The sequence below is a fragment of the Nocardia sp. NBC_01327 genome (assembly GCF_035958815.1).
Taxonomy (GTDB): Bacteria; Actinomycetota; Actinomycetes; order Mycobacteriales; family Mycobacteriaceae; genus Nocardia.
The window spans coordinates 4247174-4261029 of record NZ_CP108383.1 but is presented as its reverse complement, the minus strand read 5'-3'; the positions used below and the strand labels follow the sequence as shown (position 1 = coordinate 4261029).

14 protein-coding genes are annotated in these 13856 nt (G+C 68.0%); 8 read left to right on the top strand and 6 right to left on the bottom strand.

The genetic code is table 11. The features are described 5' to 3' along the window. Positions 1-143: 143 nt before the first annotated feature. From OG326_RS19475 to OG326_RS19460, 4 genes are all read right to left on the bottom strand, one after another. Positions 144-1712, bottom strand: coding sequence for a molybdopterin-dependent oxidoreductase (locus OG326_RS19475; RefSeq protein WP_327146070.1), 1569 nt, complete (start codon positions 1710-1712; stop codon positions 144-146). A 32-nt stretch (positions 1713-1744) separates the two neighbouring features. Further along, positions 1745-2485: an anti-sigma factor gene (locus OG326_RS19470; protein WP_327146069.1), complete on the bottom strand. Its 741-nt coding sequence runs from the start codon at positions 2483-2485 to the stop codon at positions 1745-1747. Beyond that, complete coding sequence (sigK, locus tag OG326_RS19465; RefSeq protein ID WP_442790978.1) at positions 2485-3144, bottom strand: ECF RNA polymerase sigma factor SigK; 660 nt, start codon at positions 3142-3144, stop codon at positions 2485-2487. The genes OG326_RS19470 and sigK (OG326_RS19465) overlap by 1 nt, the downstream gene beginning before the upstream one ends. A 120-nt stretch (positions 3145-3264) precedes the next feature. Further along, positions 3265-3903, bottom strand: a complete 639-nt coding sequence (locus OG326_RS19460) for a fasciclin domain-containing protein (protein ID WP_327146068.1) — start codon at positions 3901-3903, stop codon at positions 3265-3267. 273 nt (positions 3904-4176) lie between these two features. On the opposite strand from OG326_RS19460, the gene OG326_RS19455 reads away from it, so the two are divergent. Genes OG326_RS19455 through OG326_RS19430 form a run of 6 tightly spaced genes read left to right on the top strand, consistent with a single transcriptional unit; the run spans position 4177 to position 9725 of the window. Further along, a complete protein-coding gene (locus tag OG326_RS19455; protein WP_327146067.1) occupies positions 4177-5487 on the top strand; it encodes an NAD(P)/FAD-dependent oxidoreductase in 1311 nt (436 codons plus the stop codon). After that, complete coding sequence (locus OG326_RS19450) at positions 5484-6278, top strand: DUF1365 domain-containing protein (RefSeq protein WP_327146066.1); 795 nt, start codon at positions 5484-5486, stop codon at positions 6276-6278. Before OG326_RS19455 ends, OG326_RS19450 begins: the two co-directional genes overlap by 4 nt. After that, complete coding sequence (locus tag OG326_RS19445; RefSeq protein ID WP_442790977.1) at positions 6275-7546, top strand: class I SAM-dependent methyltransferase; 1272 nt, start codon at positions 6275-6277, stop codon at positions 7544-7546. The genes OG326_RS19450 and OG326_RS19445 overlap by 4 nt, the downstream gene beginning before the upstream one ends. After that, entirely contained in the window at positions 7543-8325 is a 783-nt protein-coding gene (locus tag OG326_RS19440; protein ID WP_327146065.1) for a DUF1295 domain-containing protein, read from the top strand. The genes OG326_RS19445 and OG326_RS19440 overlap by 4 nt, the downstream gene beginning before the upstream one ends. Positions 8326-8335: 10 nt before the next feature. After that, the gene (sigK, locus tag OG326_RS19435) at positions 8336-8992 is read left to right on the top strand and encodes an ECF RNA polymerase sigma factor SigK (protein WP_327146064.1); all 657 of its coding nucleotides are present in this window, start codon (positions 8336-8338) and stop codon (positions 8990-8992) included. After that, complete coding sequence (locus tag OG326_RS19430; protein ID WP_327146063.1) at positions 8985-9725, top strand: anti-sigma factor; 741 nt, start codon at positions 8985-8987, stop codon at positions 9723-9725. The genes sigK (OG326_RS19435) and OG326_RS19430 overlap by 8 nt, the downstream gene beginning before the upstream one ends. On the opposite strand, the gene OG326_RS19425 is transcribed toward OG326_RS19430, so the two are convergent. Together OG326_RS19425 and OG326_RS19420 are read right to left on the bottom strand one after the other, a co-directional pair. After that, positions 9719-10924, bottom strand: a complete 1206-nt coding sequence (locus OG326_RS19425) for an NADH:flavin oxidoreductase (protein WP_327146062.1) — start codon at positions 10922-10924, stop codon at positions 9719-9721. The two genes, OG326_RS19430 and OG326_RS19425, sit on opposite strands and share 7 nt — an antisense overlap. Then, the gene (locus OG326_RS19420) at positions 10921-11499 is read right to left on the bottom strand and encodes a TetR/AcrR family transcriptional regulator (protein WP_327146061.1); all 579 of its coding nucleotides are present in this window, start codon (positions 11497-11499) and stop codon (positions 10921-10923) included. The genes OG326_RS19425 and OG326_RS19420 overlap by 4 nt, the downstream gene beginning before the upstream one ends. 111 nt (positions 11500-11610) lie before the next feature. Between OG326_RS19420 and OG326_RS19415 the strand changes: the two genes are divergently transcribed. Then, a complete protein-coding gene (locus tag OG326_RS19415; RefSeq protein WP_327146060.1) occupies positions 11611-12309 on the top strand; it encodes a class I SAM-dependent DNA methyltransferase in 699 nt (232 codons plus the stop codon). A gap of 114 nt (positions 12310-12423) precedes the next feature. Further along, positions 12424-13779 carry an MFS transporter gene (locus tag OG326_RS19410; protein ID WP_327146059.1) on the top strand — a complete coding sequence of 452 codons (1356 nt, stop codon included), beginning with the start codon at positions 12424-12426 and terminating at the stop codon, positions 13777-13779. Positions 13780-13856: the final 77 nt, after the last annotated feature.

The window sequence follows — 13856 nt, the reverse complement described above, 5'->3', positions numbered from 1 at the left end:
GATTGGTTTTCGCCCGAAATACGTTGATAGGAACAGTCAATTCGGGCAAATGGGGCCGATTTATTCACTGCTGCAGCAAGAATCGGGCCGGTCGCCACGGGCGGTCCGGCTCGATTAAAACGGAAATACCTAGGGAGCGGCCCTCATCGGACGCTGACCACCCGGTTATGCCAGCCGGTGGACCCGCTCGGGAAGGGCGGCGTGCGCTGTTCGGCCTGCAGCTGCCCGGTCCGGTCGGTAGCGCGCACACGGAGCGTGTGGGTACCCGGGCCGGCCGTCCACTGCCAGGTCCACTGCCGCCAGGTGTCGATGGAGTATTCGGCGGCGAGCGTCGCGGGCTGCCAGGGCTGATCATCCACCTGCACTTCGATACCCGCGATACCGCGCTGCTGCGCCCAGGCCACACCCGCGACGGTCACCACACCCGCGGGGACGGTCGCGAAGGCGGCGGGCACATCGATGCGGGAGGCGGTCTTGATGGGCGCGCGAGCGGCCCAGCCGCGATCGGTCCAGTAGGCGCTGGCCCGGTCGAAACGGGTAACCTCCAGGTCCACTACCCATTTCGTGGCGGAGACGTATCCGTACAGGCCCGGAACGATCAGTCGCGCGGGATATCCGTGCGCGATCGGCAGCGGCACACCGTTCATGCCGATGGCCAGCAGCGCGTCGCGGCCGTCGAGTACGGCGGACAGCGGTGTGCCGGCGGTGAATCCGTCGATGCTGTGCGAGAGCAGCATATCGGCGTCGGGATGCACGCCCGCCTCGGCGAGCAGGTCGGCGAGCGGATAGCCCAGCCAGCGCGCGGTTCCGGCGAGCTCACCGCCCACCTCGTTGGATACGCAGGTGAGTGTGAGGATCCGCTCCACCGCGGTGCGCCGGCGCAGCCCATCGATATCCAATTCCACGGTGCGATCGGTCATTCCGTGAATCCGCAGCCGCCAGTCGGCGCTGGTGAGCGCGGGCAGCTGCAGGGCGGTGTCGACCCGGTAGAACCGATCCTCGGAGGTGATGAACGAGGTCAGGCCAGCGACCCGGGGCTGTGCGTCCGGCGGCACCGCGGGTGCGGATCGGAGCGGTTTCGGCAGGAGGAAGCGGGCCCGGTCCGCGACAACATCGCGCAGATGTGCGCCCAGCCAGCGGGCCGCCGCGACGGTGCCCACGGCGAGCGCGCCGACGCTCACCGCGGACACCAGGAATCGGCGGCGCGTCATATCCGCGGGTTCGGGAGTGCGCAGGGACGGTGTGCCTGCCACCAGCAGTCGCAGGGCCACGATTCCGGCGGCGATGCCCACCACGGTCGGAAGCACGAACCATACTGTCGCCGTTGGCCTCTGCAGCGCGGCGAGCACCGTCACGCCGCCCAGCAGCAGTAACAGCACGGTGCCCAGCGGGCGGCGGCGCTCGACCATGCCCGCCAGCGCCGCGCCGAGCGCCATGACAGCGGACATCGAAATGAACAGCGCCAGTTTGTCATTGCTGCCGAAACGGCGAATCGCCGCGTCCTTCAGGGTATGTGGCGTGTGATCGACCATGGTCGCGCCGAGGACGAAGAAGGGCGAGGACGCCGGATCGATGAACACCGCGACGAGCTGGCCGACACCCAGCACCAGTGCCGCGGCGAGCAGGCCCGCCACCGCGCCCCGTATCCAGTGCCGCCGCGTGATCGGTGAATTCTGCTGGGGCGCAAAGGAGGTACTGCTCGGTGCGGTCATCGCTTCGGCTCTCGTTCCGGGCCGATCGCCGCTCAGGTGACGAGATTGAGACTGGCGATCGGGGTGGTGGTCGGCAGTGGTGAGCCGCCCGCCGGTTCGACGGTGACGGCCAGGGTGTCCACCGATCGGAAGGTGGTCACCACCGGACCGCCCGGCAGCGAGTCGACGACGGCGACGGAGCGGGCCTGGCCGCCCAGCGGTACCAGCCACACCTGATAGGCGCGGGCGCCCGGCGGCGGCGGAACCCGGAGGAAGCGGATCGAAGCCGCGGAAAGTGTTGCGGAAGTGTGTATCTCGAGTTCGCCGCCGGCCGAGACCTGGACGGTGCGGATCGACACATCGGATTGCTGATCGATCATCGCCGCGGTGATACCGGGCCGGTCGGTGCTGCGATAGGCGACCAGGCCGAAGCCCATGCCGATCGCCACCACGAGTACCGCCGCGGCGGCGAGCCACTCGAGTCTCGAGAATCTCGCGAAACCACCGGCTCGCTGCGGCCCGCTCTCGTCCCGGGTGCCCTGAAGCACCCGATCGAGGGCGCGCATGAGCCGGTCCTCCACATGCTTCGGCGCCGGGTAGGCGTCGACAATGCTGAGCTCGGCCATGCTCTCCCGCACCGCGGACACGGTCGCGTCGAACTCGGCCACGGTCACCCGATCGGCGCGGGTGCGCCGCAGTTCGATATCGCCGCGTTCATGATCGGTCACGGCGTCCATCGCATACGGATAGGCGAGTTCGAGCAGTTCCATATCCGGATGCTCGACAATGCTCATCACAGGTCACCTCCTGTCAGACAGGCCGCCAGGCGTTTGAGGCCGTCGCGGATCCGGGTTTTCACGGTGGGCACCGGGGTGCCGAGATGTTCGGCCACTTCGGTGTAGGTGCGGCCGCCGTAGTAGGCCAGCTCGATGGTTTCGCGCTGCAGCGGGGTCAGCGTGCCGAGGCAGTGCACCACCGCGCGCTCCTCGAATCGCTGCTCGACCGTCTCCGCGACCACATCGTGGTCGCGGCCCAAATGCAGTTGGCCGTAGGCCAAATCGCGGCCGGCGGCGGCGCTCTCCACGCGGATGCGATCGACCGTCCGCCGATGGGTGAGCATCATGAGCCACCCCATCGGACTCGACATCCGCTCGTCGTAGCGCGACGCCAGCGACCACGCCTGCAGGTACACCTCCTGGGTGACCTCCTCGGCCGTCGCGCGATTGCGCGACATGCGCAGTGCGAGACCGAATACGCGATGGCTGGTCAGCCGGTACAGCTGGGTGAACGCGGCACGATCACCCGCGCCCACCGCGGCCACCAGCGCGGCCAGGCGGCGAGCCAGTTCGTGGTCCCGCTCGTGTCCCCGGCTGGGACACGACGGGCCCGACGACATTTCCCCGTCGAAGTCCCGGAACAGCGGGACAACGGTCGAATTCTCTTCCTCCGTCACGCTGGCACCTGCGGTATTCCTCCAGATCCGGCCGGGACGAACGGGATTCGTGGCTTCGACATCTGCCTCTCGCCTCCTGACGACGTGGTGGACGTGGGCGACCATGGTGCTCGTCCCCGCTCAGGAGGGCGGCATGAGGACGCTGTCGATCAGATAGACCGTCGCGTTCGCGGTCTTCACACCACCGCAGATGACCGATGCGCCACCGACTTTGATGTCGTCACCGGTGCGGGTGACCATCACGTCGGCGCCCTCGACGGTCTTGTGGGTGCCGGCGATGCTGTCGGGCGAGATCTGCCCGGGCACCACGTGATAGGTGAGGATCTTGGTCAAGGTGGGCGCATCGGTCTTCAGCGAATCGACCGTGGCCGCGGGCACCTTGGCGAAGGCCGCGTCCACCGGAGCGAAGACGGTGAACTGCCCGCCGTCGAGGGTGTCGACGAGATTCACCTGCGGGTTGAGCTGTCCGGACACCGCCGACACCAGGGTCTTGAGCAGCGGGTTGTTGGAGGCCGCGACGGCCACCGGATCCTGGGCCATACCGCTCACGGAGCCGGCGCCGGTGGGCACCTGCTGCGCGTAGTCCTTGCAGCCGGGGCCGACCAGGTTCGCGGCACTGGCCGCGCTGGTGGTCGCACCGGCCATGGAGGTGGTCGAGGCGCTGCCGGAGTCGGATTTATCGCTCGAACAGGCGGTGACGCCCGCGGTGGTCGCGACGAGGGCGATCGCCACGACAACAGAACGCTGTATCAGCTTCATGAGTTTGTTCCTTCGGATGTGTTGGACGGCCCCCGCCGCCGGTCACCGGCCGAAGATCGGGGTGGGATTCGGTCGGCCGGTGACCTTCTACAGGCGGGGCGGCTCGAGCCCCGGTGCTCACCCGTATCCGATGACCACGTACTGGGTTTCGCCCTGACCTGCCCACCGGTTTGGTCGAATCGGAAACTTCTTCGAAAACGGCCCGTGGCGGACGCCCGCGAAACTCGTGCCGCCGCGGCCAAACCGGGCAGGGGGGCATGTCGAAATCGAGGTATGCACCCAAGACGGAATATCGCCGTGATCGGTAGCGGAGTAGCCGGGCTCACCGCGGCATATGTGCTGGCCAAGCACGATCGGGTGACCCTGTACGAACGAGATTCCCGGCTCGGCGGGCATGCGCACACCCATGAGGTGGAGTACGCGCCCGGCAAGCGGGTCCGGGTCGACTCCGGATTTCTCGTGCACAACGACCGCACCTATCCGACCCTGCTGCGACTGTTCGAGGAACTCGGGGTGCCGACCCGGGAGACCGATATGTCGATGTCGGTGCGTGCGGACGCCCTCGGCCTCGAATACGCGGGGGCGAAGGGGCTCGGTGGCCTGTTCCCGACGGCGCGCATGCTGCGCAAGCCCCGCTATCTGCGCATGCTCACCGAAATCCGGCGTTTCCACCGTGCGGCGCGAGAGTTATTGCGGCAGGAGGGCTGCGATCTCACCCTCGCGGAGTTCCTCCGGGAGCACAGATTCAGCCGGTACTTCACCGAATACTTCATGACGCCGCTGGTGGCCGCGGTGTGGTCGTGCGATCCGGGCACCGCCACGCAGTACCCGGCCCAGTACCTGTTCCGCTTCCTCGACCACCACGGCATGCTCAGCGTCTACGACTCCCCCGCCTGGCGCACCGTCGTCGGCGGTTCGGCGCGCTATGTGGAGAAGATCGCCGCGACGCTGGACGAGGTCCGCACCGGCACGCCGGTGCTCACGGTCGCCGAACGCGGGGACCACGTCTTGATCGGCGATCGCTCGGGCATCCGCCGCTTCGACGCCGCCGTGCTGGCCACCCATCCGCAGCAGGCCCTGGCCCTGCTCGCCGATCCGTCGCCGCTCACCGCCGCCGTGCTCGGCGCCATGCCGTACTCGCTCAATCCCGCGCAGCTGCATACCGATGAATCGCTGCTGCCGACGGCGCCGCGGGCGCGGGCGTCCTGGAACTATCTGGTGCCGCAGGACACCGGCGGCGCCGAGGGTGTTGTCGTCACCTATGACATCACCCGGCTGATGGGGCTCGACCACGTCGCCGATCGCCGATTCCTGGTCACCCTGGGCGGTGCGCATCTGGTGGATCCGGCGCATCTCATCGCCCGAATGACTTATGAGCACCCGATATACACGCCCGAATCGGTGGCCGCTCAGGCCCGGCTGCCCGAAATCGACAGCGACCGGCTGACATTCGCCGGGGCCTATCACGGCTGGGGATTCCACGAGGACGGCGCCCTGTCCGGGCTGCGCGCGGCCGAACGGCTCGGCGGCTGGTGGCCGGTGCACCTGCGCGGGCAGGCGGCGGACGCGGTGGGTGCACGGTGAGCACCGCGCGCGAGCCCGCGCTGTATTTCACGCGAATTCGGCACGTACGCAAGGAACCCGTGCATCACGAATTCGAATATCGCGGCTACAGCTGGTTTTTCGATGTCGAGAACCCGCCGGTGCTGCCGATCCCGTTGCGCCCCTTCGCCTCGTTCCACGCCGCCGATCATCTCGCGCCGACGCGCGGCGAGATCGACGCGCACGGCTATGCGGGCGCGGTGCGGCACGACGGCGGGAGCGATGACCTGCGGGCCCGGCTCGACGACTACCTCGCCCGCCACGGCGTGGACTGCACGGGCGGGCGGATCACCGCGCTCATGAACGCGCGCATGTTCGGCTATGTCTTCGATCCGCTGACCGTGTTCTGGTGCCACGACGCCGACGGCGAATTGCGCTGTGTCATAGCCGAAGTGCACAACACCTATGGCGAACGGCACGCCTATCTGGTGCGGCCCGACGATCTCGGCCGCGCCAGCGTGGACAAGCGGTTCTACGTCTCGCCCTTCAACGACGTCGACGGGCGATACCTGCTGCGACTGCCCGAACCCGGTGACGGGCTGGCGCTGCGGATCACGCTGCTGCGCGACCGCCGGGCGCCGTTCACCGCCTCGGTGTCCGGCCACCGCGTGCCGGTCACACCGCGCACCGTCTTGCGCGCCCAGTGGCGCGCCCCGCTCGCTCCCTGGCTCATCGCGACCCGCATTCGCAGACACGGCATTTCCCTGTGGGCGCGCGGACTGCCGATCTCTCCCCGGCCACTCGCCGAATCTTCCCGAAGGACAGCACTGTGACCAGTTCCTGCCTCGACTCCACCACCGACGCCCTGCAACCACCGGTGCCCGCCGGGCTGCGCGCGCGGCTGCTGGGTGCGGGTGCGTCCCTACTCTTCCGGCGCGCGGTGGCGCAACTGCCGCTGCGGGTCGAACTCCCCGACGGGACGCTCCTGGGCACGCGCGCCGAGACCGAGCCCCTGCCGCGCATGATCATTCGCGATCCGGCCGCGTTCTTCGCCCGGGTCGGCAGTCAGGGGCTCATCGGTTTCGGCGAGTCGTATACGGCCGGCGAATGGACCGCGCCGGATCCGGCGGCCGTACTGCATGTGCTCGCGACCGAACTCACCCGGCTGATTCCCCGTCCGCTGCAACGCTTCCGGGCCGCACTGCCGACGCCGCCCGCCGGAGAACTGGGCACGGCGGACAATGCGCGCACCAATATCGAGCACCACTACGATCTGTCCAACGAGCTGTTCCATCTGTTCCTGGACGACACGATGACCTACTCCGCCGCGCTGTTCGACGACGCCGAACTCGCGGCCGGGCCGGTGCCGTGGGAGCGGCTGGCGGCGGCGCAGCAGCACAAGATCGACCGGCTGCTGGACGCGGCCGGGGTGCGCGCCGGGAGCCGGGTGCTCGAAATCGGCACGGGCTGGGGCGAATTGTGTGTGCGGGCCGCCGCACGCGGAGCGCTCGTGCATTCGGTGACGCTGTCGGCGCGGCAGCAGGAACTCGCGCGGGTGCGCGTCGCGGCTGCCGGGTATGCGGAATCGGTCTGCGTCGAATTGCAGGATTACCGCGATGTCCGGGGCGTCTACGATGCCATCGTCTCGGTGGAGATGATCGAGGCGGTCGGCTACCGCCACTGGCCCACCTACTTCGCATGCCTGGACCGGCTGCTCGCACCGGGCGGGCGAATTGCCCTGCAGGCCATCACCATGCCGCACGATCGCATGCTCGCCACCCGCCGGACCTACACCTGGATCCAGAAGTACATCTTCCCCGGCGGCTTCCTGCCCTCGGCCGAGGCCATCGAAAGCACTGCCGCACAGCACACCCGGCTGCGGGTGCGCGCACAACACGGTTTCGGACCGCACTACGCGGAAACCCTGCGGCTGTGGCGGGAACGCTTCGACAGCCGCGCCGCCGATATCGAGTCACTGGGCTTCGACGCGCGGTTCCGGCGGCTGTGGCAGTTCTATCTCGCCTACTCCGAGGCCGGATTTCGCTCGCGCTATCTCGATGTGCGGCATTTCGTGCTGGACCGTCCCGAGGAGCAGCGATGACCATCGCACTACTGAGCCTGCTGGTACTCGCCGTCCTCCAGGGCGTCACCTTCGCCATCGCCCGGCGCATCGGCAGGTACAACATCGTCGACGTGGTGTGGAGTCTCGGCTTCGTACTCGTCGCTCTCGTGGCGGCCCTGTTCGGCGACGGCGCACTCGATCGCCGGCTGCTCCTGCTCGGGCTGGTCACCGTGTGGGGGCTGCGGCTCAGCTGGCATCTGCACCGCAAGACGGCGGGACACGGCGAGGACCCCCGCTATACGCAATTGCTCGATCGGCACGGCCACACGCCCGCGATTGCGCTGCGCCGGATCTTCCTTACCCAGGGGCTCTCGCAATGGGTGATCTCCGTGCCCCTGCAGGTATCGGCCACCGCCGGTCCGACCGCTGGTTTCGGCCGGTTCGCCGCGGCCGCGGGCATTGCCGTATGGCTGCTCGGCTTCCTGTTCGAAGCCATCGGCGATCTGCAGTTGAAACGGTTCCGGGCCGACCCCGCCAATCGGGGCACCGTCATGGATCGGGGGCTGTGGGCGTGGACCCGGCATCCGAATTACTTCGGTGATTTCGCGGTCTGGTGGGGTCTGTGGCTCATTGCCGCGAGCGCGTGGCCGGGGGCGCTCACGATCTTCGCTCCCCTGCTCATGTCCTATGTCCTGATCCAGGGCACCGGAGCGCGCCTGCTCGAACGGTATATGGGCCAACGCCCCGGGTATCGCGAATACCAGCAGCGTACGGCCTATTTCCTGCCATGGCCCCCACATCGTGCGCGATCACACTAGGCTCGCAGAAATGGCGGACCAGCAGCGCTTCGAGTCGGTGCACACCGACGATGCCGAGCGCGAATCGGGACCGGCCTGTCCGGCGACCAGACCCGCGGCAGGGCCGGATGTCGCGGATCGGCTGGCCGAACTGCTGGCCGGTATCGCGACGGGCGATCGCGCGGCCTTCACGCAGTTCTATCGGTCGACCCACGACCGTGTTTTCGGTTTGGCGCTGCGGGTGCTGCGCCGGGAGAACGCGGCGGAGGAGATCACCCAGGAGGTCTACCTCTACGTCTGGAACACCGCGGCGCAATACGATCAGCGGCTGGCCAGCCCGATCGGATGGTTGATGATGCTCACCCATCGGCGCGCCGTCGATCGGGTACGCACCGAAACCCGTTCCTACACTCGCGATATCGCGTACGGCCATCGCGAACTCGGCCGCGACCACGATGTCGTCGCGGAGACGGTCGGCCAGCGCTCGGACGAGCGCGCGGTGGTCGACTGCCTCGGCACCCTGACGAACACCCAGCGCGAAACCCTCGCGCTCGCCTACTACGGCGGGCGCACCTATCCTCAGGTGGCCGAACATCTGGGCATACCCCTCTCGACCGTCAAGACGCGCATTCGCGACGGCCTCAAGCGGCTGCAGAACTGTTTGACGGGAGCGGTGACCGATGTCTGAGAACCAGCACGCCGACCTGCTCGAACTGGCGATTCCCTACGCTCTCGACGCGCTCGCCGATACCGAGCGCGAGGAGGTCGAACAGCGATTGAGCCGCGCCGACGAACCCGTCGCGGCCGACTTCCGGGCCACGGTGCGGGATATCCGCGAGGCCATGGCGTCCATGACGGTCGTCGACGCGCGGCCCGCACCGCCCGAACTCGAGGCGGCACTGCAGCGCGCGCTCGACCGGCAGATCGCCGAATCCGGCACCGGCGCAACACAAGCCATACCTTTGCGCCGGCGCCGCGCCGTGACACTGCGCTGGATCGCGGCCGCCGCGGTGGTCGTCGCGATCGCACTCGGCACGACCATCGCCGTGCACCGCAGTGGCTCCACCGATTCCGGGGCGGTCACCGCCTCGCAGGTGCTCACGCACTCCGATACCCGCGCCGCGACCGAAGAACTCACCGGCGGCGGCACCGTCACCGTCAATGCCTCCCGTGAATTGGATGCCGCCACAGTGTCTTTCGCGGCCGTTCCGGCGGCTCCGGCCGATCACACCTATCAGCTCTGGCTGCTGCCGGAGGGCGGGCAACCGAAGTCGGCGGGCATTGTCACCAGCCTGCCGACCGACCGCGCGCCCATGCTCATGCGCCTCGATCATGCGCAGGGCATCGCACTCTCGGTCGAACCCGCGGGCGGCTCCGACCAGCCGACCACCACTCCCCTTGTCGCGGTGACCGTTCAGTAGCGGCGATCGAGGGTGAGCTCGATCGGCTCGGGGGCGCGGTCCGGGCGGTAGATGCAGCGGGTTCCGGTGTAGATGGTGGGCATGCACTCATTGCAGTGCACACACGCGGACCGGGTGTCCTCGTCGGATCGGATGCGGTGCAACAGGTTCGGTTCGCGCAGCAGGGCACGACCCATGGCGACGAAGTCGAAGCCCTCGGCCATGGCGGTGCGCATGGTGTCCATATTCGTAATGCCGCCCAGCAGGATCAGCGGCATGGCCAGTTCCCGGCGGAACTGACGCGCGCGCTCCAGCAGGAACGCCTCCCGGTAGGGGTACTCCTTGAGGAACGCCCGGCCCACCACCTTGAAGCCCCAGCGGGCCGGTCCCGGAAGGGCATTCGCGAAGGAGCGCCGCGGCACATCACCGTGGAAGAGCAGCATGGGATTGAGCAGTGAGCTGCCCGCGGTCAATTCCAGCGCGTCCAGGGCGCCGTCGGCCTCCAGCCATGCGGCCACCTGCAGCGATTCCGGGACGGTGAGCCCGCCGCGTCGGCCGTCCTCCATATTGAGCTTGGCGGTCACCGCGATCCGGTCGCCCACGGCTTCCCTGACCGCACAGGCGATTTCGCGGGCCAGACGGGCCCGGTTGGCGGTCGACCCGCCGTAGCGGTCCTTGCGCCGGTTGAGCAGCGGGCTCAGGAACGAGCTGACCAGATAGTTGTGCCCGAAGTGGATTTCCACCGCATCGAATCCGGCCTCGACCGCCAGCCGGGCCGCATTCGCATGCGCACCCACCAGCTCCTTGATCTCGTGCTCATCGGGGACCTTCATGGCGCTCATGCTCAGCGGGCTGAACAACGGGCTGGGTGCGAGCGCCGGCACCCGATTGGACGCCGCATTGGCCACCGGCCCGGCATGGCCGATCTGCGCGCTGACCGCAGCGCCCTCGGCGTGGACCGCATCGGTCAGTTTCCGCAGTCCCGCAACGGCTTCCGGGCGCATCCAGATCTGATGCCGATCGGTGCGACCGCCCGGGGCCACGGCGCAGTAGGCGACGGTGGTCATGCCCACACCGCCGGCGGCCACCTCCCGGTGGAAGTCGATCAGCTCATCGGTCACCAGGGCCTCGGGCGTGCGGCCCTCGAAGGTCGCGGCCTTGATCACCCTGTTGCGCAAGGTGACCGGCCCCAGCGTGGCCGGTGCGAATATCTCGTTCATGCTCGTTCTCCTACCGGCGCGGTCAGCCCGGCCACCACAAAATCGCGCAGTGTCGCCAGGGCCCGCTCGGATATTCCGTGCTCGTCGATCTCAGGGCTGCCGAAACGCATAATGATCAGGTCGAAGGCCAGGGCCCAGCGGCGGCGGCTCTCACTGGCACTGAGCTCCGGCAGCAGCGCGGCCCAGGTGTCCATCCGGAACCACGGTCCCTGCCAGGACGTCAGTTGCCGGCTCAGTACGAAGCGGGCCAGCAGCCGAACATGCATGCGGCCCAAGGGATCCGAGACCAGTTCGACGAACGGCCCCAGAATCGCGTCGACCACCGCGGGCACCGAATCCCGGCCCGCCGTCGCATCCGCCAGCCCGCTGACCCACAGCGGGCCCAGCCGATCCTCGATGAGCGCGCCGACCAGGGCCTCCTTCGACCCGAAGTGATAGTGCACCGCAGCCGGATTCGCCCCGGCCGCCGCGCAGATCCCCCGCACCGACACCTCGTCGTACGGCTCGACCAGCAGCATCCGCTCGGCGGCGGCAAGCAACCGCTCCCGGGTTCCCGCCCCGACCTTCTCGACCATGCCAGCAGTGAATCACGTCTCAATCAGTATTTCAATCATTGATTGAACCCCCGGCCCGACAGCAGGAAAATGGCTGGCCGGCCCCCATGTTCACCCGCGATACTCGCCCACATGCCGAGCTTCGCCGACTTCGATCGCCGCAACTACCGCACCGTCGACGTCCCCACCGGATACGACGGCTGGGCCGCCACCTACGAACAGACCGTCATGGACGACATGGATCTCGCACTGCTGGACCGGGTGCGACTGAACTGGAGCGGGGTACGCCGCGCCGCCGACCTCGGATGCGGCACCGGACGCACCGGTGCCTGGTTGCGCACACGAGGTGTCACGCATATCGACGGGGTGGATCTGAGCGCGGGCATGCTGGCCCGCGCCCGCACCCGCGGCGCGCACACGACCCTCACCCAGGGCGATGTGCGTGAGAGTGGATTGACAAGCGGCGCATACGATCTGGTGATCTCCTCACTCATCGACGAGCATCTGCCCGATCTGACGCCGTTCTATGCCGAGGCACGCCGGGTGGCCGCACCCGGCGCCGCCTTCGTCCTGGTCAGCTATCACCCGCAGTTCATGATGGTGACCGGCATGCCCACGCACTACACCGCCGAATCCGGTGAGCCGCTGGCCATCAGCACCCACCTGCACCTGCTCAGCGCGCACGTGACGGCAGGTGTGGCCGCAGGGTGGCAGCTCACGCAGGCCACCGAGGCACTGGTGGACGATGCCTGGCTGGCGATCAAACCCAAGTGGGCGGACCTGCGCGGGCATCCGTTCACCATGGCCCTGGTGTGGACCCTGCCCCGCTGAGCCGATGATTTTCCCCCTTGTGGTCCCCGTCACAGCGTGAGTAGCATGCTACTCACGCAATAGGGCATGCCACAACATTGGGTGGTGTGCCGTCTGGGTCCATGTGGAGGAAAAATGGACAGTGTCGGTCCTCGGTCCGAGGATTTACTACTGCGGGCGAGCGCCCTGCGGAAGGTGACGGTACGACTGGTCCCACTGCTGATGGTCGGCTACATCGTCAGCTATATCGATCGAATCAATATCGGGTTCGCCAAGTTCGGCATGGATAAGGCCTTCGGGCTCAGCGCCACCCAGTACGGGTTTGTCGCGGGCATCTTCTTCGTCGGCTACATCCTGGCCGAGGTGCCGAGCAATATCGTCATGACCAAGGTCGGGGCGCGGATGTGGCTGAGCCGAATCCTGGTGACCTGGGGGCTGATCGCGGCGGCGACCGCATTCGCGCCGAACCTCGCGACGGTGTGCGTACTGCGGTTTCTGCTCGGCGTGGCCGAGGCCGGGTTCTTCCCCGGCATCATCGTCTATCTCAGCCGCTGGTACCCCAATTCCGAACGCACCCGGGTGATTTCGACGGTCATGGTCGCCATCCCGGTGGCGAGCGTGATCGGCGGGCCGCTCAACGGCTGGATTCTGGATACCTTCGACGGCACGCTGGGACTCTCGGGGTGGCGCTGGGTGTTCGTGGTCGGCGGCGTACCCGCGATCGTGCTGGGTGCGGTGTTCTTCTTCGTGCTCACCGAAACGCCCGCCGTGGCGCGCTGGCTGACCGACGGCGAAAAGGCCGCGCTCGCCGCCATTCTGGAGGCCGAGGACGCGGAACGGGCGAGCGCCGCACCCGCCGGGCACCGCGCCGCGCTGCGGGACAAGCGGGTGATCGCCCTGTGCGCGGCCTACTTCCTGCTGCTGTGCGGGGCGTATCCGCTCACCTACTGGATGCCCTCGGTGATCAAACAGGCCGGGCACGGGCTGAGCAGCTTTCAGATCGGCTGGCTTTCGGCCGTGCCGTTCCTGCTGGCCGCGATCTGCATGTACCTCACCGGCCGCAGGGTCCGGGGCACGGCGTCGTCCCGGCCGGTACTGATCGCCCTCGCCGTATCGGTGGCCGCCTTTCTGCTGACCGCGGTCGAACTGCACACGGCGGCAATTGCTTTCGCCGCCATCACGGTGGCCACCATGGCGGCCCAGACAGCGAAGCCACTGTTCTGGTCGGTGCCGACCGGCTATCTCGCGGGCGTCGGCGCGGCCAGCGGCATCGCCCTGATCAATTCCCTCGGCAATGCGGCCGGATTTGTCAGCCCGTATGCCTTCGGCTGGATTCAGGACGCCTCACACGGTGACACCTCGCTGTCGATGGGCGTCATGATCTTCGCCAATATCGCCGCCTTCGCGGTGCTGGCAGGACTGGCGGCCCGCGTTCGGCGAGCACCGGTGATGACGGCCGGGCCCGAACCGGCATCCGGCGTGGGCACGTAGGCGTTCGCGCGGGCAACGATTAGGCTGGGCAATCGCCCGTGGCAACCCGCCGCGGGCGAATTGCCGTTGTTCGCCCC

Bases quoted from the DNA above. Each gene is read 5' to 3' on its own strand.
- OG326_RS19475 (WP_327146070.1), bottom strand. From the start codon at position 1,712: ATGACCGCACCGAGCAGTACCTCCTTTGCGCCCCAGCAGAATTCACCG.
- OG326_RS19470 (WP_327146069.1), bottom strand. From the start codon at position 2,485: ATGAGCATTGTCGAGCATCCGGATATGGAACTGCTCGAACTCGCCTAT.
- OG326_RS19460 (WP_327146068.1), bottom strand. From the start codon at position 3,903: ATGAAGCTGATACAGCGTTCTGTTGTCGTGGCGATCGCCCTCGTCGCG.
- OG326_RS19455 (WP_327146067.1), top strand. From the start codon at position 4,177: ATGCACCCAAGACGGAATATCGCCGTGATCGGTAGCGGAGTAGCCGGG.
- OG326_RS19440 (WP_327146065.1), top strand. From the start codon at position 7,543: ATGACCATCGCACTACTGAGCCTGCTGGTACTCGCCGTCCTCCAGGGC.
- sigK (WP_327146064.1), top strand. From the start codon at position 8,336: ATGGCGGACCAGCAGCGCTTCGAGTCGGTGCACACCGACGATGCCGAG.
- OG326_RS19430 (WP_327146063.1), top strand. From the start codon at position 8,985: ATGTCTGAGAACCAGCACGCCGACCTGCTCGAACTGGCGATTCCCTAC.
- OG326_RS19425 (WP_327146062.1), bottom strand. From the start codon at position 10,924: ATGAACGAGATATTCGCACCGGCCACGCTGGGGCCGGTCACCTTGCGC.
- OG326_RS19420 (WP_327146061.1), bottom strand. From the start codon at position 11,499: ATGGTCGAGAAGGTCGGGGCGGGAACCCGGGAGCGGTTGCTTGCCGCC.
- OG326_RS19415 (WP_327146060.1), top strand. From the start codon at position 11,611: ATGCCGAGCTTCGCCGACTTCGATCGCCGCAACTACCGCACCGTCGAC.
- OG326_RS19410 (WP_327146059.1), top strand. From the start codon at position 12,424: ATGGACAGTGTCGGTCCTCGGTCCGAGGATTTACTACTGCGGGCGAGC.